The sequence below is a fragment of the Sphingobium sp. TomMM15 genome (assembly GCF_055397045.1).
Genome location: NZ_AP027314.1, coordinates 645,934 through 665,120, shown reverse-complemented (window position 1 = coordinate 665,120; position 19,187 = coordinate 645,934). Strand labels below are relative to the sequence as shown.

The following is a 19,187-nucleotide window of genomic DNA, read 5'->3' as shown; positions in this document are numbered from 1 at the left end:
AGAGCGATATAGGCTGGGTGGTAGATTGACAGTTCACCAACGGAACGATGAACCGTTCGGGGTGTTTGTCCGTTTTGATAAGATACAATAACTTAATGGGGAACTTATGAACACGGCGGCGCCGGAGGACTCTGGAAACCGCTTCGAATTGCTTGTCCAGAGCGTTATTGATTACGCGATTTACATGCTCTCAACCAATGGCACGATCGTTAGTTGGAACGCAGGAGCGCGCCGGTTCAAGGGATATGAGGCCGAAGAGATTGTCGGCCAACATTTCTCCCGCTTCTACACCCCGGAAGATCAGGCGGCGGGCATCCCTGCCCTTGCGCTCGAAACTGCGGAGCACGAAGGGCGGTTCGAAGCCGAAGGATGGCGCGTGCGCAAGGATGGCGGGCGCTTTTGGGCAAGCGTCGTCATCGACCCCATCCGCGACCCCGCAGGCAAGTTGATTGGCTTTGCCAAGGTGACGCGCGACCTGACGGAACGGCGGGTGGCCGATGAAGCGCTACGGGCAAGCGAAGAGCGCTTCCGCCTGCTGGTGGAAAGCGTCACCGACTATGCGATTTATATGCTCGACCCCGTGGGCACCATCACAAGCTGGAACGCGGGCGCAGAGCGATTCAAGGGATACACCGCAGACGAGATACTGGGCCAGAATTTTTCCCGCTTCTATTCGGAAGAAGACCGCATGGCTGGGATACCCTCCCGCGCTCTTGAAACAGCAACCCGAGAAGGGCGTTTTGAAGCGGAAGGATGGCGCATTCGCAAGGACGGGTCGCGCTTTTGGGCCAACGTCGTCATCGACGCCATTCGCAATCCCATGGGCCACCTCATAGGTTTTGCCAAGATCACGCGCGATCTGACCGAGCGGCGGGAATCTCAACTGGCACTGGAAGAAGCGCGCGAAGCCATTTTTCAGTCGCAGAAGATGGATGCGATCGGCAAGCTGACGGGCGGGGTCGCGCATGATTTCAACAACCTGCTCGCCGTCATCATGGGAAGCCTGGACCTTGCGAGGCAGCGGCTGCAAACCGGAGCCGACATTTCGCGCTATATCGACAATGCGATGACGGCGGCCGATCGCGGGGCCATCTTGACCCAGCGCATGCTAGCCTTTGCCCGGCGCCAGGAGTTGAAATTGGCCAGCATCGATTGCATCGCCCTGGTGCGAAACATGGCCGGACTGCTGAAATCGACCTTGGGCTCCACTGTGACAATAGAGACCCGTTTTCCCTTGTCCCTCAGCGCCGCGCATGCGGACCCAGCGCAGCTGGAACTGGCGCTGCTCAACCTTGCCGTGAACGCTCGCGATGCGATGCCGGACGGAGGTCGGATCATTGTCGAAGGTGCCGAGGCTCATCTTACGGCCGAACAACGGCCTGATTTACCCTGTGGCCATTATGTCCGCCTTTCGGTCATCGACGAGGGGGAAGGCATGGATGAACATACCCTCGCTCGGGCTCGTGAGCCGTTCTTCACCACCAAAGGCGTAGGCAAGGGCACCGGCCTCGGCCTTTCCATGGTCCACGGCTTTGCCCAGCAGTGCGGCGGGTCGCTGATCATCTCAAGCGAGCCGGGACAGGGCTCGACTGTCTCGCTCTGGCTCCCAGTGGCTGCTGATGAGATCGACGCGGAGGAGGACGAGTGCCAAAGTCCGACCATCGTTGAGCCCACAGATCAGCCGCTCGTCATATTGGCAGTCGATGACGATGACTTGGTTCTCACAAACACGGCGGGCATGCTCGAGGAATTGGGACATACCGTATTTCAGGCAGGGTCAGCAGTTGATGCTCTACGAATGCTGACAGAGGGTGACGTGGATCTTGTCATCACCGACCACGCAATGCCCCATATGACGGGAGCGCAACTGGCAGACGCCCTGACTGAAAGCCATCCCGGCTTGCCCGTCATCATCATCACGGGATATGCCGAACTGCCCCCCGGCGCCACAAAACGGCTGAGGCTCGACAAGCCATTCAAACAGGCCGATCTAGCGCGCATGGTGGCCTTGGCCCATCATGATCGGGCCGCTGACCGGGTGATTCCGTTTGGGCGATCAGAAGGCTTTTGATCGACCCAATCATTTCTTCAGCATCTCCCACTTTGGTACGCTAAGAGCGGGCACCCCGCTCACTATCACCATCAATTTCCTCAAAAATGCTGCTATAATGATTAAGTTATGATGCTGGCCGTCCAGAATCGCGGAGTGCTCCCGAGGACATGAATATCACCCCAAATTTTGCCAGCCCGCTTGGCGAATGTCCGGACAACGTCGCCACCCTAAGCCCGACATCACATTTCTTCACTTCGCTGCGCACTCGCCTGCATTATGTGGATTGGGGGAACCGCTCCGCTCCCACCTTGATCCTGTTGCATGGCGCCCTGGATCATGCGCGTAGTTGGGATTGGACGGCCCGGGCACTCGCGCGTGACTTCCATGTCGTGGTACCTGATCTTCGGGGCCATGGCGACAGCGCATGGTCTACCGAAGGCACCTATCTGACGGCGGACTTCGTCTATGACCTCGCCCAGCTAGTGGAGCAGGTTGGGCGGGACAAGGTTGTTCTGGTGGGCCATTCGTTGGGAGGGTCTATCGCGTTGCGCTATGCGGGGCTCTTCCCGGAGCGCGTCGACCGCCTGGTCGCGATCGAGGGGCTGGGCCTTTCCCCCGAGAGGCTTAAGGACAGGGCAGCCCATCCCGCACCCGATCGCTGGCGCGAATGGATCGAGCAGCGCCGCGCGAGCGCTCGCAGGCAGCCGCGTCACTATCCCACGCTCGAAGCGGCAGTCGCGCGCATGCGGGAACGGAACGATCACCTGTCAGGAGAACAAGCGCTGCACCTGACGGTCCATGGCGTGAACCGAAATGAAGATGGCAGCTATGATTGGAAGTTCGATCCATATCTTCGCCAAACGCCGCCGCAAGATATGGTTGGGGATGATCTACCTCAATTCTGGTCGCGGGTGCACTGCCCCGTACTCCTTTGCTTGGGTCTGGACAGTTGGGCATCGAATCCGGTGAAGGACGGCAGGGCAGCGCACTTCCGTGATGCGCGACTGGTGGAATTTGGTGAAGCCGGACACTGGTTGCACCACGACCGGTTTGACGCGTTCCTTACGGAACTACGCGCCTTCCTGTGACTGAAAGGCTATAATGGCAGCACGGTACTGCACCTTCAATTGCTCTATGAATGAAGCGGCGGGCTGAATTTTCTCGACCGCGCCAATGCCCTGGCCCGCCCCCCAAATGTCGCGCCAGGCCTTTTTCTCATCCTCCGCCATAGCGGCGATATCCATGCCGGCGGCATTCGCCAGCGTGTCGGGGTCAAGCCCGGCTGCCGTAATGCTCGGTCTCAGATAATTGCCATGAACGCCGGTGAAGTGATCCGAATAGACGATGTCGGCCGCGCTACTGTCTACGATCATTTGCTTATATTTGGGGTCGGCGTTCGCTTCTTCCGTCGCGATGAAAGCAGAACCCATATAGGCCAGATCGGCCCCCATCATGCGGGCAGCGGCAATCGCTCGGCCGGTTGAGATCGCACCTGACAGGATCAAAGGGCCGTCAAACCACGCGCGGATTTCTTCAACCAGCGCGAACGGCGACAATGTGCCAGCATGGCCTCCTGCCCCCGCAGCAACCGCAACCAGGCCGTCTGCCCCCTTTTCGATCGCCTTCCTCGCGAACATGTTGTTGATGACATCGTGGAACACAAGGCCACCGTAACTGTGGACAGCTTCGTTGACGTCGGCGCGAGCGCCCAGCGAGGTAATCACGATCGGGACGTGATATTTCACGCAGAGAGCCAGATCCTCCTCCAAGCGGGCATTTGTCTTGTGAACGATAAGGTTGACCGCGAAAGGCGCGTCATCCTCAGTCAACTCCCGGCGGAGAAGTTGAAGCCACTCTTCGAACACGCCTGAAGGCCGTGCGTTGAGCGAAGGAAATGAGCCCACGATGCCAGCGCGACATTGCGCGATCACAAGCGCGGGCTGGGACACGATGAACATCGGAGACGCTATCAGCGGCAGGGATAAACGATCTTCAAGCAGCTTCGGCAAAGTCATCAATCGGCCTTATTCGTCGTTGGCTCTGGCACCCCTTATCGGCTGCCATCTTTGGTCCTCGCGATATCGGACACTCGCAATCAGAAACAGCGCTAATCCCGCACAATCTTAAGCAATCTGCGTTCGACGGGCGCAAGAATGCCCTGAAGTTCAGCACCTCGTTTGAGGATGCCCCCGGCCTCCCCGATCAGCGCCCACATTCCTTGCCGATGACGGAGCGAAGGCCGCTTCTCGATGCGATATTCCGGGCGTTCGGCGGCCCGCCGAAAGGCAGAAAAAACAGCTGCGTCATGGCCAAGATCAATCGCATAGTCACGCCAATGACCGGCGGACACCATCCGGCCATAAAGATCCATGATGCGTTGCAATTCCAGTCGGTCGAACCCCGTCTGCCCCATCGGATTGGCTTGAGATGGGAACGGGGTCACATTGCTCATCAGGCGCGCCCACGCTCCCGAAACAAGGGAATGTCGTCATCATGAGGCTCATGAGACCCTTCCTGTCGCTGCTCTAGCAGCTCTGCCAATCGCTTCTGCAATTGCTCGACTTCCTGCTGAAGCTGTTCCAGCTTATATTTTTCCGGATCATGGCAGTCGCTACAGGGCGTACCATAGGGCAGGAATTCACGCTGATAAGCGGTGACATCGACAACCATTTGCCGAGCCGGAATACCGACCATGGTTGCGCCATCGGGCACATTTTTCGTGACCACTGCGTTAGCACCCACGCGCGCGCGCGCGCCGACATATACAGGACCAAGCACCTGAGCGCCCGATCCGACGATGACCCCATCGGCCAGGGTCGGGTGCCGCTTGCCTGCAATGCCGTTCGCGGGATCGGTGCCGCCAAGTGTCACATTCTGATAAAGAGTGACATCGTCACCGATTTCAGCCGTTTCACCAATCACTGTGAAGCCATGGTCAATGAAGAACCGCTTGCCGATGCGCGCACCGGGATGGATGTCGTTGCCGGTGAGAAAGCGGGAAAAATGATTGACCGCGCGCGCCATGAAATAGAGCCGAAGGCCGTAGAGCCTGTGCGCAACGCGATGAAACCCAAGAGCCCAAACCCCCGGGTACAGGAGGATTTCAGCCCGCGAGCGCGGAGCCGGGTCACGCGATTTGACCGAGTCCAAATAACCAATAAGATTGCGCAGCATGCAGCGGCCCCTGAAAACCGAAGGCCATTACATAGGCCCGCGAGAATCCATTTTCCAGATGCGTGGCTATTTCGGCTTCTGACCATAAAACAGAATGTTTCTTGGAGAGCTATGATATACCAAGCAATGCGGTAGACAATCAACAGGGGCCTTTGAATGACCGATCCCATCCTCGCTCATCTCAGCGAACTTCTACCCTTTATCCTGATCGGTTTCGGAGCCCAAATGATCGATGGGGCTTTGGGAATGGCGTACGGCGTGATTTCCAGCACCCTGCTTCTCGCATTGGGCGTGCCGCCAAGCAGAGCGTCCGCCAGCGTACACGCCGCCGAAACTTTCACGACCGCTGTCTCAGCCATAAGCCACATCGCCCACCGGAACGTGGATTGGCGGCTATTTTCACGCCTCATCATTCCCGGCGTCATTGGCGGCGTGACGGGAGCCTACATTCTTTCGAACATCGACGGATCAGTGATCAAACCTTTCGTTCAACTCTACCTGACCGCAATCGGCGTTTATCTGATCTGGCGCGGCTTTCATCTGCCACCTCATCCACGAGACCCGAAGTGGGTGGCGCCGCTTGGCCTCGTCGGCGGTTTCATGGACGCCTCGGGCGGCGGCGGCTGGGGGCCGATCGTTACTTCGAACCTCCTTATCCAAGGGTCCAGTCCACGGCACACGATCGGCACGGTCAACACCGTCGAGTTCGTGCTGACGCTAGCGATCAGCCTCACCTTCATCCTTCATCTGGGCTGGCAGGCTTTCACGACCTACACCGTCGGTCTGTTGCTCGGAGGCATAGTAGCTGCGCCCTTTGGCGCAATGCTTGCCCGTCATGTCGCACCTCGGATGCTATTCACAGCGGTTGGTACAATCCTGACGCTTACATCCCTATTCGGCGTAGCCAAATGGCTTGGATATATCGGCTGACGCTCTTATCTTCGGCTTTCTAATCGAGAAAGGCGATCGATGTCGAGTTACATGCCCACGCTGAAACAGCTGCAATATCTTGTTGCGCTGAAGCAGCATGGGCATTTCGGCAAGGCAGCCGACAGCTGCTATGTCACGCAATCCACGCTTTCGGCGGGTATCCGCGAACTGGAATCGCTGATCGGCGTGACGCTGGTTGAACGGACGCGAAGGGTGGTGCGCTTCACGGCTCTCGGCGACCGTATCGTGGAGAAAGCGCATCGCGTTCTGCGCGAAGCGGAGGAACTTGCGGCCATCGCCGAAGCCTCGGGCAAGCCGCTCACCGGCGAGTTGCGCATGAGCGTCATCCCGACGATCGCGCCCTTCCTGTTGCCCCGCCTGCTCCCCCGCCTGAGAGCGGACAGGCCCGAACTCAAGCTTTACCTGCGGGAGGAGACGACGCAGACGGCAATCGAGTCACTTCGTCACGGCAACGTGGACTGTGTCCTCCTTGCCCTACCCTTTCCCACCGGGGAGCTGGACAGCGAACTGCTGTTCCAGGACCGGCTATATGTCGCATTTCCTCAAGATGATCCACGCGACCCGCCCGAGTGGGTGGCGCCTGACATGATCGATGAGACGAAGCTGCTATTACTGGAAGATGGTCATTGTCTGAAGGACCATGCTCTTGCCGCGTGCAACCGCCCCGAAATCCGTTCGAGCGCGATGATGATGGGCACCTCCCTCCATACGCTGGTTCAGATGGTCGATAATGGCCTTGGTATGACGATCATGCCGGAAATGGCCATTACGGGCGGTATATTGGATCATACGCAGATCGCCGTACGACCTCTGCGATCCGACCGGTCGCACCGTGACATTGCTTTGGTCTGGCGCAAGAATAGTCCGAGGGAAAAGGAATTTCGCCTGCTCGCCGAACTTCTGCGCGATGCCGCCGATTTGCCGCAATCCAGCGTAGCCGCCTGATTTTCAGCGGGTCCAATCGCGCGCCTTCGCCTCATCCTCAACGCGCGCCTCCACCCAGGCGGCCGCCCCATCGGCAAAATGCTCCTTCTTCCAAAAGGGCGCGTCAGACTTCAGCCAATCGATCAGAAAGGCGCAACTTTCCAGCGCGGCCGCCCTATGTCGCGATGCCGTGCCGACAAAAACGATGTGTTCGCCTGGCTTGAGCTTTCCAAAGCGATGAATCACGCGCACGGCCAAAAGTGGCCAACGCGCGGTCGCTTCGTCGACTATCCGCTCGACCTGAGCTGCCGTCATCGCCGGATAATGCTGAAGCTCGAGTGAAACTAGCGCGTTGTCGCCGCGCACGACCCCTGTGAAACTGGCAACGCCCCCACCTCCGGCGGCTTCCAGCATGGCCAGCTCGGCGCCCACGTCGAAATCCTCCGTCTGGATGGCAACGCGGTTCATCCGCCAGTGACCGGGGGAAAGATCGCCAGCTCCTTCGCTTGCCCGATCAACGTTTCGAGTGGCACAAAGCGCTGATCCAACGCTGCGCGCAGCCGCCCAGTATCACCCAACGCCTCGGCATGGCGGCCTCCACGTTCCGCAAGCTGCGCAATCAAATTTGCGACACTCATATCGGCGTCAGGCCGATCGACCTGTTCACCATCGCAGCCGATGATTTCTCGCACCCAAGCGAAATAGAGGATTTCGAGTTTAACCACGCATCAGTCCATATGCTTGATACCGACCCGCAGATAGTCCCAACCGGTGATCAAAGTCAGTATTGCTGCGGCCCAGAGGGTCACGATACCCAGCAACTGAACCAGGGGAAATGCGGGCACCGCGCCCGCCAGGATCAGGGCTCCAAGAGCTATCAATTGAAACGCGGTTTTCCACTTGGCCAGGCGGGACACCGGCACCGAAACCTGAAGTCCTGCCAGAAACTCACGCAGCCCCGACACGGCTATTTCACGCAGTAGAATGATCATGGCGGCAACGATGTGAAAACCCGCGATGTCTCGAGTGGCGGCCAACATCAGGATGACTGCGCCCACCATGATCTTGTCAGCGATGGGATCCAGAAAGACGCCCAGCTTCGAAACGGTCCCTTGGGCTCGCGCCAGATAGCCATCGAAATAGTCGGTGATGCCCATCAAACAATAAAGCCCAAAGGCAAAGGCATAGCCGGTCGTCCAGCGAGCACCGACCTCTGCGGGCCAGAGCAACGCGACAAGCAACGGGACGGTCAGTATCCGCGAAAGCGTCAGCAGATTGGGCAGCGTCAGCATGGCGGCGGACTGCCACAGTCCGCCTCATAGCACAAGCAGCCGTGATGAGGGCCTCGACCGCTTCTCATTCGGATGCGTTGGACAGCCGACGCGGCAGCCGCTAGACCCCGCTCCGCTCGTCCACAGCGAAGAAGACCTTCTTGCCTATGCAAGCCTCACTCAGGCTCCTTAACAAGCGACGTTTCCTGCCGCTTTTCATCACTCAATTGCTCGGGGCCTTTAACGACAACCTGTTCAAAAATGCGATGGTGCTGTTCGTCGTGTACAGCGTCTATAATGACGAACGGTCGGAAACCTGGTTCAGCGCATTGGCGACGGGCATATTCATCCTGCCATTTTTCCTTCTGTCCGCGCTGTCCGGCCAACTCGCCGATCAGCGGGACAAGGCCGTCATCATACGATATGTAAAAGCAGCCGAGATCGCCATAATGCTAGTTGGCGCCATCGGCCTGGGGCTGATCTGGAGCGGCATAGCGATCCATGGCGTGGCCATTCCGCTGTTGCTTTGCGCACTCTTTGCGATGGGTGTCCATTCCACTTTCTTCGGCCCGATCAAATACGCCATCCTGCCTCAGCACCTGCATGATGACGAAGTGCTTGGCGGCACAGGCCTGGTAGAGGCTGGAACTTATATCGCCATACTTGCCGGAACGATCCTGGCGGGCCTGATTCCCGTGGAAGTCGCAGCCATCGGCATCGTCGTGACAGCTGCGATCGGCTATGTGGCAGGCCGAGAAGTGCCGCCAGCGCCTTCATTGCTTGAGCGGCAGCCGATCGACTTCCACATCATCCGGTCATCGATCGCGCTGGTGCGGGGTACAATGCATATCCGGCGCCTCTATCTGGCCATCATGGCAATCAGCGTGTTCTGGGCCGTCGGCTCAATCCTGTTCATCCAGTTCCCGCCGCTCGTCAAAAATGTGCTGGCGGCGGACAAGTCAGTGGCCAGCTTGTTCCTGGCGATCTTTTCCGTGGGCATCGCGATTGGATCGATTGCGATCAACCGGCTGCTACAGGGGCATGTATCAGCGCGTTACGCACCTGCATCCGTCATTGGCATGGGCCTGTGCATCGTCGCGTTTCACATTGTGTGTGATCTATGGACGCCTGACGGAAGCGGCGCGATGCTCTCGCTCAAGGGCTTTCTTGCCCATCCCCTGGCGCTAGCATTATCGGCATGCCTGCTTGGTGTGGCGACATTCGGCGGCATGTTCGTGGTGCCGCTTTATGCATTCCTCACGACGACGGTCGAAAAGTGTGAAGCTGCCCGCACCGTAGCCGCTAACAACATCGTCAATTCAGGCGCTATGGTTCTGGGATCTTTTTTTGCAATTGGCCTCAGCATCGCAGGCATGTCTGTCATCGACCAACTTTTGCTGGTGGCCGCGCTATGCCTCCCCTGCGCATGGATCGCATGGACGCTTCACAAAGCCTGCGACTAGGACCCCGGATCAGAAGATGAAGCTGTAGAAGGCCGTAAAAAATGCGCAGAAGCTCAGAACAAACAGCTTCCAGTCACTCTCATCTGAGGTAGGGGGCGAAGCGTCCTCCACCATCAGGACGTGACGAGGCATCCGCTGACGAAAGGGATGGCGGGCAGCTTCGTTCGTAAGGATAAGCGGACGCGTTCGCATGACATCGAGTTAACGCCTGATTCACCATTTCGGCCACCCATTATCGTGGTTAACCCGAGAGTGTCCCGAGACAGGACGCTATTGACTGTATCAATCTGGTAATACAGCATGCTGGAGCCAATGAAAGATCCCCTGCCCGCGCCTCAGCCCGATCAGCCACCCCGCGAGTTCGGAGCAGGGCCACCCAGCGCCTTCGCTCCATCCACGCCCTGGCGAAGGCGGTTGCATGTCACAGGATGGATCATCGCTGGACTGCTCGCACTGCTGATGCTCGTGATAGCCTGGCTGGCAGTCACCGCGCCGCTTTCTCGATCGTTGAAGCCGATCGCGCCGCCAAGCGTCAGCCTCATGTCCGCCGACGGCCATCTCATCGCCCGGCGCGGCGCGATAATCGATCGCCCCGTTTCGATGGCAGATCTGCCCAAACATGTCCCCCAAGCCTTCATGGCGATCGAAGACAGGCGCTTTTACAGCCATTGGGGCGTCGATCCGAGAGGCATAGTACGAGCCGCCTGGCATAATCTATGGTCGGACGGTTCGTCGCAGGGCGGGAGCACCATCACCCAGCAGCTTGCCAAGGGTGTATTCCTTTCCAGCGACAGAACTTTCGGACGAAAAGCGCGGGAGGCGCTTATTGCCTTCTGGCTGGAAGCATGGCTGACCAAGGATCAGATTTTCGAACGCTATCTGTCGAACGTTTATTTCGGCGACAATGTCTATGGATTGCGCGCGGCTTCGCTGCACTATTTCAGCCGCCAGCCCGAACGGCTCACCATTCCGCAGGCCGCAATGCTCGCGGGATTGCTGAAGGCGCCCTCTCGCCTTGCGCCGACTACAAATCTGAAAGGAGCACGGGAGCGCGCCGCCCTGGTGACGCAGGCGATGGTGGACGCTGGCTATATCAGCAAGGCCGAACGCAACGGGCTGCGCCCAGCGCGGCTGGACGTGCGCGAAACGCCCGATCCGACGACCGGCACCTATTTCGCCGACTGGGTGCTGCCCGAGGCGCGTGACCGCGCGGGCGCGGTTTATGGAGCACAGACTGTTCCAACGACGCTCGACTGGCGGGTCCAGCGCCTGGCCGAAGCGGCAATCCGCCGGGCACCTCTGGGCCAGGCCGAAGCAGCTCTGGTGGCGATGAAGCCCGACGGCAGCGTCGTGGCCATGGTCGGCGGCAAAAATTATCGCGCCAGCAGCTTCAACCGGGCCGTGCAAGCAAAGCGGCAGCCCGGATCGACCTTCAAGCTCTTCGTATATCTGGCCGCATTCCGATCCGGAATGACGCCGGAGGATTTTATCGAGGACACGCCGATCACCAGCGGGACCTATCGGCCCGCCAACCACGGCGGCAAATATCGCGGGCGCATCACCTTGCGTCAGGCATTCGCGGCGTCGAGCAATGTGGCGGCAGTCAGATTGACACAAAAGGTGGGCGTCGATGCTGTCATAAAGGTGGCGCGCGACCTGGGCATCACGGCGCCGCTGACAGAAGATCTCAGCCTTGCGCTGGGCACGTCCGAAATTCCGCTCATCCAGCTCGCGCAGGCTTATGCCACCGTAGCTGCGGGTGCCTATCCCGTCATCGCCCACGGCCTGCCTCCCGAAGAACAGGGGTGGTTCGGCCGCCTGATGAGCCGTCAGCGTCACTTCAGCCAGGATCAGCTTGAAATGATCCGCGATCTGTTGTCGTCAGCCGCAAACCGGGGAACGGGCAGCGCAGCGGCACTTCGCACCAGCACATTCGGCAAGACGGGAACCACCCAGGATAGCCGTGACGCGATCTTCGTCGGTTATGCCGGTGGGCTGGTGACGGCCGTCTGGATCGGCAATGATGATAATGCCCCGCTCCCCGGCGGCGCGGCAGGCGGCGGCGTTCCTGCGCGCATCTGGCGAAACTTCATGGCCGGAGCAATTAACGAACCTGTCGAAACACCCCCCGAACAACAGGATAGCGACCTCGTCAACGCAATCGCCAATGTGACCGTGGAAGGGGGCCTGGGCAATATGAGCCTGGGTGTCGATGAGGACGGGGTGTCGGTCAACATAGGCCCCAATCAGCTGCGCCTGCCCATCGGCCAGCCTGAAGCGCCACCCTCCCCCGCCGTCCCGGCTACGCCGCCGCCGCGGATCGTGCCGACACAGCCGACCGATGGAGACCAGGAACCTTGACGTGATTGACGGGTGAACTCGGCTGACGGCATGCCCGGCGCGACGACATGCCGCCAATGCCACAGCCAAACTGCGAATAATCTACCGATGATATCTGCGGCCTTTCTCAGGCGCCGTAGCTGTCCTAAAGGGGAAGCATGAGCGCCCCCCTCTACAACAAGGACATATTGCGCCTCGCCGCCAGTATCCCGCATCACCGGCGACTGGCACAGCCGCAGGCAACCGCAGAAAAACGATCGCCCACTTGCGGATCACGAGTGACAGCTGACGTAAGAATGGAAGGTGGGAAGCTGGTCGAACTAGGTCTGGAGGTTAAAGCCTGCGCACTCGGCCAGGCGTCGGCTGCTCTTATGTCGGCTCAGGCAATTGGCCTGACAACAGCCGAACTCGAGACCGCGCGAGACAAGTTGACTGCGTATCTCGCTGGCGAAGGCGATGATCTGAATTTCTGGCCGGGGTTGACCGTCCTCGCTCCCGCTCGTGGATATCCGGCGCGTCACGCCTCCATCCGGCTGAGTTTTGAGGCGGTGGCAGAAGCCGCACGCGTGGCGGAGGCTTAATGCCTACTCCCCCTGCTGCGGCGGCGCACGCGCCCCTTAACGCAACCGACCTCCTGCTGTCCGAAGGCGTAATCCTGCTGGGGGCGGCGGTGCTGTTCGTCATGCTGTTTCGCCGTTTCGGCCTTGGCGCAGTGCTAGGCTATCTGGTTGCCGGAGCGTTGGTCGGCCCACAAGGTCTTGGCCTGGTAGGCGGGGCGGAATCGAAGCTCGCGATTGCCGAAATCGGCATCGTCCTGCTGCTTTTCCTCGTCGGCCTTGAACTGCATCCGGCGCGGCTCTGGCGATTGAAACGCGACATCTTCGCCCTCGGCCTTGCTCAGGTGGTGATGTGCGGTTTGGCTTTGACCGCGATCATCTATTTTTCGACCGGCTTCACCTGGGGCGCAGCTATCGCGCTCGGCCTCCCCCTGGCGCTGTCTTCCACGGCACAGGTTCTGCCCAGCCTTAAAAGCAGTGGACGCATCAACTCTCCTTTTGGCGAAAAAGTCTTTTCGATCCTGCTTTTTCAGGATCTGTCCATCGTCCCGCTAATCACCATAGTGGCGGCATTGTCACGCAACCCCGCAGATGTTGGAGGTCCTCCAGGCATCCAGCTTGCGGGCTACACGGTTGCTGCCATTGCAGGACTAGTACTGGCTGGGCGTTTCATCCTGCGCCCTCTGCTTCAGCTAGTGGGACGGTTGGGCGAACGTGAACTGTTCGTGGCAGTCGGACTGTTCACGGTTCTTGCCGCCGCTGCCCTCATGCATGCACTTCACCTGTCGACGGCGCTGGGCGCGTTCGTCGCAGGCGTAATGCTGGCCGACTCTCCCTATCGGCATGAGATAGAAGCGGATGTAGAACCATTCCGGTCGATCCTGCTGGGTCTGTTCTTCCTCGCGGTCGGCATGGTGCTGGACCTGCATGCTGTCGCGGCGAACCCCTTGTTCGTCATCGGCATGGCGGCGATGCTCGTCATGACAAAGGCATTGCTGATCACCGGCCTTGCCCGGCTGTTCGGCATGGAATGGACGCAGGCGATCGGTGCGGGCTTGTTGCTCAGCCAGGGCGGCGAATTCGGCTTTGTTCTTTTCGCTCAGGCGCAAAACGCCCTTTTGATAGCCCCTCAGGGCGCCAGCCTGTTCAGCGCGATTGTGACCTTTTCCATGGCCACGACCCCATTTCTCATGCTCTTTGCCCGAAGGCTGGAGTTCGCGCAGCCGAAAGGTCAGCGGAATCCCGCTGGCCCGGACGAGACAACGCGCGGAACCGCGATCATCGTGGGCTATGGGCGTTTCGGACAAACTGTCGCCCAGATGCTGATGGGGCACGGGTTCGAGGTCGTACTGATCGACAAGAAGCCCGCCCAGATCGAGGTGTCGAGCCGGTTCGACATGAAAGTCTATTATGGCGATGGCACGCGAATCGATTTGCTCCGCCGTTCCGGAGCCGAGGAAGCCCGCTTGATCGCTTTCTGCCATGATGATCCGTCGCTGGACAGCCGGATACTGGAACCTATCGCCGAGGCATTCCCTCAGGCCGCACTGCTCGTTCGCGCCTTCGATCGGCGGCAGTTGCTCGCATTGAAAGACATGGATCTTGCGGGAGTGGTTCGTGAGGTTTTCGAATCCGCCATTTGCATGGGGATCCAGGCGATGGACACGCTGGGAGTGCCACAGGCGGAAATAGAAGAGGTTGAACGCAAATATCGCGAAAATGATGATCAGCGGCTGACGGTCCAGGGCGAGCAAGGCACGTTGCTGGCCGCCAAGGAACTGATGTTCAGGCCCGGCAGGCGGATGCGCCTGATGGCTCGGGGAGAAGAAGAGGAAAACGCATGATCCCGGTCCTGGCCTCGCTTTCAGCAGCGCTCGCCATCGCTGCTGGCGCTTTCGGCGCCCATGGCGCATCCAGCCACGAAGCGGCCGAATGGTTGCGGACTGGCGGCTTGTATCAGTTGATCCACGCGGTTGCCGCGTTAACGCTGGCCAATGGCGCGCGCGGCCCGGCGTTGCTGCTTCTGGCGGGCGCCGCGATCTTCGCATTCACCCTCTATGCCATGGCCATGGGAGGTCCGCGTTGGCTAGGCGCTGTGACGCCTATTGGTGGCACGTTGATGATTGCGGGTTGGTTGTGGGCGGCTTGGGCCTATTGGCGCGGCTGACAGGCCGCCCTTGCCCCCAAACCCGCCCACGCATAGATTGACCCATATGGCCGAACACCATCATCATCACGAACCCACTGGCGCAAGCCTGGCCGACGCAGCCCGCAACGCGCTGGAAGCGCAGAACGAGCAGTGGACGCCCATGCGCGCTGCGATATTCGATGCGCTCGCCGCCGAAGAAAAGCCGACGTCGGCCTATGACATTGCCGACAGCGTCTCCAAGGTTCGCGGAAAGCGAGTGGCGCCGAACAGCGTCTATCGTATCCTCGACCTGTTCGTGGCGAACAACATTGCCATGCGCGTGGAAAGCGCGAACGCCTATATCGCCAACGCACATCCGGGCTGCCATCATGATTGCATCTTCCTCGTCTGCCGCAACTGCAAGGAAGCGACCCATGTCGATAACGATGTGGTGACGAACAACGTTCGCGCCGTGGCGGAACATCAAGGATTCCGGGCAGAACGGCCCGTGATCGAGATACTCGGGACCTGCGCCAAGTGCGTGGCATGAAGCAGGCGTTGCGCTTTGGTCAGGAACGGCTTAGCGCGCTTGGGAGTCTATGCCTTTAATGAATGACAGTCCCACAACGCCGCTGCTCGACCAGGTCACCTGGCCCGCGGATCTGCGCACGCTCAAGCCCGAGCAGCTCCCTCAGCTTGCCGACGAACTCCGGCAGGAGGTAATTTCTGCCGTCGGGGTGACTGGCGGCCACCTGGGGTCAGGGCTGGGAGTGGTCGAACTCACCACCGCCATCCATTATGTTTTCGACACGCCCAATGACAAGCTGGTCTGGGATGTGGGCCACCAATGCTATCCGCATAAGGTCCTGACCGGTCGGCGCGACCGCATCCGTACCCTTCGCCAGGGCGGCGGCCTTTCGGGCTTCACCAAGCGGGCCGAAAGTGAATATGACCCCTTCGGCGCCGCCCATAGTTCGACATCCATCAGCGCGGCACTGGGTTTTGCGGTAGCCAGCAAGCTCGCCGGGAAGCCAGGCAAGGGCATTGCGGTGATCGGCGATGGCGCCATGTCGGCAGGCATGGCCTATGAAGCCATGAATAACGCACGAGAGGCGGGAAACAGGCTGATCGTGATCCTGAACGACAATGACATGTCGATCGCCCCCCCGGTTGGCGGCCTTTCCGCCTACCTCGCGCGCCTGGTATCGAGCCGCGAATTTCTGGGCCTGCGCGACCTAGCCAAGCGGCTCGCGCGCAAATTGCCCCGCCCTCTCCACAATGCCGCCCGCAAAACCGATGAGTTTGCCCGCGGCATGGCGATGGGTGGGACCTTGTTCGAGGAACTGGGCTTCTACTATGTTGGCCCTGTCGACGGCCATAATCTCGATCAACTGATACCCGTTCTGGAAAATGTTCGCGATGCCGCCGAAGGGCCGTGCCTCGTTCATGTCGTGACCCAGAAAGGCAAAGGCTACGCTCCAGCGGAAGCGGCAGCAGACAAATATCATGGCGTCCAAAAGTTCGACGTCATCACCGGGGCGCAAGCAAAGGCACCTCCGGGGCCGCCCAGCTATACTGCGGTGTTTGCCAACGCCCTGGTCGCCGAGGCCCGGCGCGATAGCACTATCTGCGCGATTACCGCTGCCATGCCGTCGGGTACGGGTCTCGACAAGTTCGCGGAGGCTTTCCCTGAACGTTCCTTCGACGTGGGGATTGCCGAACAGCATGCGGTGACCTTCGCTGCTGGGCTTGCGGCACAGGGCATGCGGCCTTTCTGCGCGATCTATTCGACCTTTCTCCAGCGCGCCTATGATCAGGTCGTGCATGATGTCGCGATCCAGAATCTCCCGGTGCGCTTTGCCATCGATCGGGCGGGGCTGGTGGGTGCAGACGGTTCAACCCATGCGGGCAGCTTCGACATCACCTACCTCGCCACGCTTCCCAATATGGTCGTTATGGCCGCTTCCGACGAAGCAGAGCTGGTCCACATGGTCCACACTTGCGCCACTCATGACAGCGGGCCGATCGCCGTCCGTTATCCACGTGGCAATGGCGTGGGCGTGCCGTTACCGGCGACGCCCGAGAAGCTGGAGATCGGCAAGGGACGAATCGTCCGGGACGGCCGACAGGTCGCCATATTGTCACTTGGCACCCGTCTGGAGGAAGCGCTGCGCGCCGCTGAAGCTCTGGAAGCGAAAGGCCTGTCCACCACGGTAGCGGATTTGCGGTTCGCCAAGCCATTGGACGAAACGATGATCCGTCGCCTGCTCACCACGCACGAAGTTGCCGTGACGATCGAGGAAGGCGCCATCGGGGGCTTAGGCGCCCATGTGTTGACGCTGGCGAGTGATCTGGGGCTGATCGACAATGGCCTGAAGCTGCGTACGCTGCGCCTGCCGGATGTTTTCCAGGATCAGGACAAGCCGGAACTGCAATATGCAGATGCGCGGCTGGATGCGGCGGCGATCATCGACACCGTACTGACGGCGTTACGGCATAACAGCGCCGGTATAGCGTCAGAAGCTCGGGCATAAAGCAACCAAATGGTTGCATATCTGGAAGCAGAAGCCATATAAGCAACCTGGAGGTTGCTTATATGGTGGATTCAATCAGTAAAAGCATCGAAATCGCCGCGTCGATCGAACGAGTTTGGGACGCGCTGATCGATCATGAAAAGTTCGGAACCTGGTTTCAGGTCGCTCTGGATCAGCCTTTTGTCGCGGGCGAGGCATCGACGGGGCATATGACCTATCCCGGTTTTGAAGAATATCGCTGGGAAGCACGGGTCGTTGCAATCGAGCCCATGAGGCGCTTTGCTTTTGAATGGCCTGCGACTGGCGGTGACAAGCAGTTGATGGACAGCGGCGTACCAGTGCCGGAATGGACATTGGTCGAGTTTCTGCTTGAACCCGCTGGCAGCGGCACATTGCTGACGGTCACGGAAAGCGGGTTTGACAAGGTGCCCGAGCCGCGCAGGAGCAATGTCATGCGCTCCAACGACGGTGGTTGGGCAGAGCAGGTGAAGAATATCCAAAAATATGTTGAAGGTTGAGGAAGCACCGGCGCAGCTGTTTGCTGCATTGGGTGACGTCACACGCTTAGGGCTGATTGGGCGGCTTTCCGATGGGACGGAACGATCGATCGCGCAATTAGGCGATGGCCTGCCGATCAGCCGCCAAGCGGTCGCGAAGCATCTCGACGTCCTGCTGGGCGCGGGACTGGTGCGCCGCACACGATCCGGGCGTGAGGTGCTTTTCACCCTCGAGCCTGAAGCGATCGCGGACGCGCGAGATTGGCTTGCTCAGGTCTCAAGCCAGTGGGACGAGACTTTGGGCAGGCTCAAGAACTTCGTCGAGAGCCAGCCCTAGTTTCTTACTGCCTTACTGCTGCGGGATCGCAGCGCGGGCGTCCTGCCCGTCACCTTCCGGCGCGGCGATGATTTCGCGGGTCGCGGCGCCCTTGTCGACGACTTCCGTGCCCGGATCGCCAACGGAGGAGCGGATGCCTGCCGCCGCATTGGCACGGCCTGCTTCGTTCAACGCCGCGCTTTCCGCCGCGCTGCGCTGGGCAGGGCCGCCGAACATGGTTTCCATGGCAGCACGGCTCGAATCAACCGAAGCGGCGGCGGGCGTACCCGGCGCGGGCGGGACCAGCGCATAGTCGGGCGGGATCACCAGCGGCGCCTGACGCGAAACGGCGAACTCATCGGGGCGAGCCCGGTTAAACAGGCCGCCGCCGCCACCGCAGGCGGACAGCATGGAAATCAGGCCAGCGGCGAGGATCAGTTTACGCATCAGTTCAGTGACTCCGTCTTTGCGCTCTTCTCGCGCAGCAGCAACGCCCGTGCAAGCAGGATCAGCACGCCGATCGTGATCGCGGCGTCGGCCAGGTTGAATATGAGAAAGGGCCGCCATTCGCCAAAATGCAGATCGGCATAATCGACGACATAGCCAAGGCGAACACGGTCAACGATATTCCCAATGGCTCCGCCAAGGACCAACCCAAGGGCCGCGACATCCTGCCGCGCCTTTTCCCGCCACATCCACACGCCGACAAAGCCAGCGATCAGCATCGTCATGCCGACGAGAAGCCAGCGCATCATGTTCGTGTCGGCATGGAAGAAGCCCATCGAAACACCGCGATTTTCCAGCCAGCGCAGGCGGAAGATCGGCAAAATTTCGATTCCTTCATCCATCCGGCTCTTGAGCGCGAGCGGATAGGTGACGGTATATTTGATGAGCTGGTCCAGCGCGAGCGTGACGATCGCGACGATCAGGCCGAGCGGGCGGTGATTGACAGTTGCCATCAGTGGCGCACCACATGCTT

General features: G+C 59.9%; 22 protein-coding genes. 13 read left to right on the top strand and 9 right to left on the bottom strand.

Features of this window, described 5'->3' with window-relative positions; genetic code table 11:
* Window positions 1-106: 106 nt before the first annotated feature.
* Together ACZ51H_RS03440 and ACZ51H_RS03435 are read left to right on the top strand one after the other, a co-directional pair.
* A complete protein-coding gene (locus ACZ51H_RS03440; RefSeq protein ID WP_464802444.1) occupies window positions 107-2,071 on the top strand; it encodes a hybrid sensor histidine kinase/response regulator in 1,965 nt (654 codons plus the stop codon).
* A gap of 149 nt (window positions 2,072-2,220) precedes the next feature.
* Window positions 2,221-3,141: an alpha/beta fold hydrolase gene (locus ACZ51H_RS03435; protein WP_464802443.1), complete on the top strand. Its 921-nt coding sequence runs from the start codon at window positions 2,221-2,223 to the stop codon at window positions 3,139-3,141.
* Here ACZ51H_RS03435 and ACZ51H_RS03430 read toward each other — a convergent pair.
* The 3 genes from ACZ51H_RS03430 to epsC form a co-directional block, all read right to left on the bottom strand.
* Window positions 3,124-4,068 carry an NAD(P)H-dependent flavin oxidoreductase gene (locus tag ACZ51H_RS03430; protein WP_464802442.1) on the bottom strand — a complete coding sequence of 315 codons (945 nt, stop codon included), beginning with the start codon at window positions 4,066-4,068 and terminating at the stop codon, window positions 3,124-3,126. The genes ACZ51H_RS03435 and ACZ51H_RS03430 overlap by 18 nt on opposite strands.
* Window positions 4,069-4,160: 92 nt before the next feature.
* Window positions 4,161-4,505, bottom strand: coding sequence for a DUF2794 domain-containing protein (locus ACZ51H_RS03425; RefSeq protein ID WP_464802441.1), 345 nt, complete (start codon window positions 4,503-4,505; stop codon window positions 4,161-4,163).
* Entirely contained in the window at window positions 4,505-5,227 is a 723-nt protein-coding gene (gene epsC, locus ACZ51H_RS03420; RefSeq protein WP_464794648.1) for a serine O-acetyltransferase EpsC, read from the bottom strand. The genes ACZ51H_RS03425 and epsC overlap by 1 nt, the downstream gene beginning before the upstream one ends.
* A gap of 156 nt (window positions 5,228-5,383) precedes the next feature.
* Here epsC and ACZ51H_RS03415 point away from each other — a divergent pair, with 156 nt between their 5' ends.
* Both ACZ51H_RS03415 and ACZ51H_RS03410 read left to right on the top strand, forming a co-directional pair.
* On the top strand, window positions 5,384-6,157 hold the full coding sequence (locus ACZ51H_RS03415) for a sulfite exporter TauE/SafE family protein (RefSeq protein WP_460987872.1): 774 nt from the start codon (window positions 5,384-5,386) through the stop codon (window positions 6,155-6,157).
* A gap of 39 nt (window positions 6,158-6,196) precedes the next feature.
* Complete coding sequence (locus ACZ51H_RS03410; protein ID WP_460987871.1) at window positions 6,197-7,123, top strand: hydrogen peroxide-inducible genes activator; 927 nt, start codon at window positions 6,197-6,199, stop codon at window positions 7,121-7,123.
* Window positions 7,124-7,126: 3 nt separating this feature from the next.
* Here ACZ51H_RS03410 and ACZ51H_RS03405 read toward each other — a convergent pair whose 3' ends face one another.
* The 3 genes from ACZ51H_RS03405 to pgsA are packed head-to-tail and all read right to left on the bottom strand — an operon-like array spanning window position 7,127 to window position 8,394.
* Entirely contained in the window at window positions 7,127-7,570 is a 444-nt protein-coding gene (locus tag ACZ51H_RS03405) for a molybdenum cofactor biosynthesis protein MoaE (RefSeq protein WP_464794646.1), read from the bottom strand.
* Window positions 7,567-7,827, bottom strand: a complete 261-nt coding sequence (gene moaD, locus ACZ51H_RS03400; RefSeq protein ID WP_464802440.1) for a molybdopterin converting factor subunit 1 — start codon at window positions 7,825-7,827, stop codon at window positions 7,567-7,569. The genes ACZ51H_RS03405 and moaD overlap by 4 nt, the downstream gene beginning before the upstream one ends.
* Before the next feature lie 3 nt (window positions 7,828-7,830).
* Window positions 7,831-8,394: a CDP-diacylglycerol--glycerol-3-phosphate 3-phosphatidyltransferase gene (gene pgsA, locus ACZ51H_RS03395; RefSeq protein ID WP_464802439.1), complete on the bottom strand. Its 564-nt coding sequence runs from the start codon at window positions 8,392-8,394 to the stop codon at window positions 7,831-7,833.
* Window positions 8,395-8,540: 146 nt separating this feature from the next.
* On the opposite strand from pgsA, the gene ACZ51H_RS03390 reads away from it, so the two are divergent.
* The gene (locus ACZ51H_RS03390) at window positions 8,541-9,836 is read left to right on the top strand and encodes an MFS transporter (protein ID WP_196226544.1); all 1,296 of its coding nucleotides are present in this window, start codon (window positions 8,541-8,543) and stop codon (window positions 9,834-9,836) included.
* Window positions 9,837-9,845: 9 nt separating this feature from the next.
* Here ACZ51H_RS03390 and ACZ51H_RS03385 read toward each other — a convergent pair whose 3' ends face one another.
* Complete coding sequence (locus ACZ51H_RS03385) at window positions 9,846-10,028, bottom strand: hypothetical protein (RefSeq protein ID WP_464802438.1); 183 nt, start codon at window positions 10,026-10,028, stop codon at window positions 9,846-9,848.
* A 108-nt stretch (window positions 10,029-10,136) separates the two neighbouring features.
* Here ACZ51H_RS03385 and ACZ51H_RS03380 point away from each other — a divergent pair, with 108 nt between their 5' ends.
* From ACZ51H_RS03380 to ACZ51H_RS03345, 8 genes are all read left to right on the top strand, one after another.
* Window positions 10,137-12,197, top strand: a complete 2,061-nt coding sequence (locus ACZ51H_RS03380) for a transglycosylase domain-containing protein (RefSeq protein WP_464802437.1) — start codon at window positions 10,137-10,139, stop codon at window positions 12,195-12,197.
* A 137-nt stretch (window positions 12,198-12,334) separates the two neighbouring features.
* Window positions 12,335-12,757: an iron-sulfur cluster assembly scaffold protein gene (locus ACZ51H_RS03375; RefSeq protein ID WP_464802436.1), complete on the top strand. Its 423-nt coding sequence runs from the start codon at window positions 12,335-12,337 to the stop codon at window positions 12,755-12,757.
* Window positions 12,757-14,577 carry a cation:proton antiporter domain-containing protein gene (locus tag ACZ51H_RS03370; protein ID WP_464802435.1) on the top strand — a complete coding sequence of 607 codons (1,821 nt, stop codon included), beginning with the start codon at window positions 12,757-12,759 and terminating at the stop codon, window positions 14,575-14,577. Before ACZ51H_RS03375 ends, ACZ51H_RS03370 begins: the two co-directional genes overlap by 1 nt.
* Complete coding sequence (locus ACZ51H_RS03365) at window positions 14,574-14,900, top strand: DUF423 domain-containing protein (protein ID WP_449471909.1); 327 nt, start codon at window positions 14,574-14,576, stop codon at window positions 14,898-14,900. The genes ACZ51H_RS03370 and ACZ51H_RS03365 overlap by 4 nt, the downstream gene beginning before the upstream one ends.
* Before the next feature lie 46 nt (window positions 14,901-14,946).
* The gene (locus ACZ51H_RS03360) at window positions 14,947-15,411 is read left to right on the top strand and encodes a Fur family transcriptional regulator (protein WP_449471907.1); all 465 of its coding nucleotides are present in this window, start codon (window positions 14,947-14,949) and stop codon (window positions 15,409-15,411) included.
* A gap of 49 nt (window positions 15,412-15,460) precedes the next feature.
* Complete coding sequence (dxs, locus tag ACZ51H_RS03355) at window positions 15,461-17,395, top strand: 1-deoxy-D-xylulose-5-phosphate synthase (RefSeq protein WP_464802434.1); 1,935 nt, start codon at window positions 15,461-15,463, stop codon at window positions 17,393-17,395.
* A 62-nt stretch (window positions 17,396-17,457) separates the two neighbouring features.
* Window positions 17,458-17,913 carry an SRPBCC family protein gene (locus ACZ51H_RS03350; protein WP_464802433.1) on the top strand — a complete coding sequence of 152 codons (456 nt, stop codon included), beginning with the start codon at window positions 17,458-17,460 and terminating at the stop codon, window positions 17,911-17,913.
* Window positions 17,900-18,229, top strand: a complete 330-nt coding sequence (locus ACZ51H_RS03345; protein ID WP_464802432.1) for an ArsR/SmtB family transcription factor — start codon at window positions 17,900-17,902, stop codon at window positions 18,227-18,229. Before ACZ51H_RS03350 ends, ACZ51H_RS03345 begins: the two co-directional genes overlap by 14 nt.
* Window positions 18,230-18,241: 12 nt before the next feature.
* Here the strand turns inward: ACZ51H_RS03345 and ACZ51H_RS03340 are convergent, their stop codons facing one another.
* Both ACZ51H_RS03340 and lspA read right to left on the bottom strand, forming a co-directional pair.
* Entirely contained in the window at window positions 18,242-18,655 is a 414-nt protein-coding gene (locus ACZ51H_RS03340; protein ID WP_464772174.1) for a DUF3035 domain-containing protein, read from the bottom strand.
* On the bottom strand, window positions 18,655-19,167 hold the full coding sequence (gene lspA, locus ACZ51H_RS03335; RefSeq protein WP_449471899.1) for a signal peptidase II: 513 nt from the start codon (window positions 19,165-19,167) through the stop codon (window positions 18,655-18,657). Before lspA ends, ACZ51H_RS03340 begins: the two co-directional genes overlap by 1 nt.
* Window positions 19,168-19,187: the final 20 nt, after the last annotated feature.